Source organism: Paracoccus binzhouensis (assembly GCF_016446475.1).
In the GTDB taxonomy this organism is placed as follows: Bacteria; Pseudomonadota; Alphaproteobacteria; order Rhodobacterales; family Rhodobacteraceae; genus Paracoccus; species Paracoccus binzhouensis.
In genome coordinates, this window is record NZ_JAEHFP010000224.1 from 1 (window position 1) to 2,042 (window position 2,042).

Genomic DNA, 2,042 nt, shown 5'->3' on the forward strand with positions numbered 1-2,042 from the left:
AAGCCCACCGCCGCCACGCCGGCCGCGCTGCCCCGGCCCGCCAATCTCAACCGCCGGCCGTGGATCGCGGCGGCGGCCTCGGCCGCCGTGGTGGCCATCGGCATCGGCTGGTGGCAATGGCCCGAGCCTGTGCCCGCGGGTCTTGCCGAGGCGGAACTGGCGGCGCTGGAAAGCCTCGCCTCGGGGGAGGTGCAGCCGCTGGCGGATGGCGGCGAACTGGCGATGATCGCCTCGTTTCGGGCCGCGAATGGCGAGCTTTGCCGCGAATACGAGACCGCGCGGGGCGATGCGCAGCGCATCGTCCTGGCCTGCCGCGGCGCTGCCGGCTGGCAGCAGCGGTTTGCCGCCACTGCGACCGATGCGGGTGCCGACTACCGCCCCGCCTCGGGCGAGGGCTCGATCGACGCGGCGCTGGCGGCGATCGGCGCCGGCCAGCCGATGACCCCCGAGGAAGAGGCGCAGGCGCTGAGGGAATAGATCCGGCGCGGCGTCGTAATCCTGTCGCGAAACCGCAACAGGAGAACCGCGATGACCGCCCGAACGCTTGCACAGATCCCCGCCCTGCCGCTGCCCCGCCGGCGCCATGTCGTGCTGGCGGCGCTGGCCGGGCTGATCGTCGCCGCCGCCTGCCTGCCCGGCGCCCTGGCGCAGCCGCCGCGCGTCGCGCTGGCCGTCTCGGCGCTGGCGATCCTGGGCTGGGTCGGCACGCGCATCCCCGAATCGCTGGTGGCGCTGGCCGCTGTGCTGGCGCTGATGCTGGGCGGGGTGCTGAGCGAGGCGCAGCTTTTCGCCGCGCTCGGCAACGAGCTGATCTGGCTGCTGCTCTCGGCCTTCGTGATCGCCGCAGTGGCCAAGGAGGCCGGGCTGACCGAGCGGCTGGTGGCGCCGCTGCTGCGCCGGGGCATGCGCTTCGCACCCTTCGCGCTGGTGCTGACCCTGGCGATTGCGGCCACGGCCTTCGTGCTGCCCTCGACCTCGGGCCGGGCGGCCTTGCTGCTGCCGGTCTTTGCCGCCATCGCTGCCGTGCTGCCCGATCCGCGGCTGGCCCGGCCGCTGGCGCTGCTGTTTCCCACGGTGATCCTGCTGTCTGCCGGCGCCTCGCTGATCGGGGCCGGGGCGCATCTGCTGGCGGTCGAGGCGATCCGCAGCGCCACCGGGCTGCATCTGGGCTATCTCGGCTGGGCGGCGCTCGGCCTGCCGTTCTCGCTGGCGGCAAGCCTGGCGGGCGCGGCGCTGATCCTGTGGCTGTTCGTGCCGCGTTCGGCGCTGATGGCGCCGCTGCCGCGGATCGAGACGCCGTGGCCGGATGCCGCCACCCGCCGCCGCCAGAGCCGCATCGGCGCGGTGCTGGCGCTGGTCGTGGTGCTGTGGCTGACGGCGGACCTGCACGGCATCGGCATGGCGCTGGTGGCGCTGGCCGGGGCGCTGCTGCTGCTGACGCCGCCCTTCACCCGCCGCAAGCCCAAGGAGATCTTTCGCACCGTGGATGTCGAGCTGCTGCTCTACATGGCCGCCACGGTGCTGATCGCCCAGGCGATGACCGCAACCGGCGCCGACCGCTGGCTGGCCGGCCATGCGCTGGCTGCGCTGCCGCCGGACCTGGCCGGCAGCCTGCCGGCGGTCGCGGGGCTGCTGGCCGTAGTGGCAGTCGCGGCGCATCTGGCGATCACCTCGCGTTCGGCCCGCGCGGCGGTGCTGATCCCGGCGGTGGCGCTGCCGCTGGCCGGGCTGGGGCATGATCCGGCGTTGCTGATTCTGGTCGCGGTCATGGGCACCGGGTTTTGCCAAAGCATGATGGCTTCGGCCAAGCCGGTGGCGATCTTCGGCAATGCCGAGGGCGCGGGTTTCGTCCAGGCCGACTTGATGCGGCTGGCGCTGCCGCTGGCGCCGCTGGTTGCCGCGCTGCTGATCGGCTTTGCGCTGCTGGTCTGGCCGGCGCAGCTGCGGATGATGCGGGCCGAGGCGCCGCCGCGCCCCGTCCCCGCGGCCACGCTGGTCGCCCCCGCCGTGGCGCTGAACCCGCCGCCGGCCCCTGCCGCCGT

Annotated in this window: 1 protein-coding gene and 1 pseudogene; both read left to right on the forward strand. The window is 74.3% G+C overall.

The window, feature by feature from the left end:
• A pseudogene (locus tag I9P22_RS24040) lies at nt 1-477 on the forward strand (anti-sigma factor family protein); the annotation flags it as partial.
• A 51-nt stretch (nt 478-528) separates the two neighbouring features.
• A partial coding sequence (locus tag I9P22_RS24045; protein ID WP_199262733.1) for an SLC13 family permease occupies nt 529-2,042 on the forward strand: 1,514 nt, incomplete at its 3' end.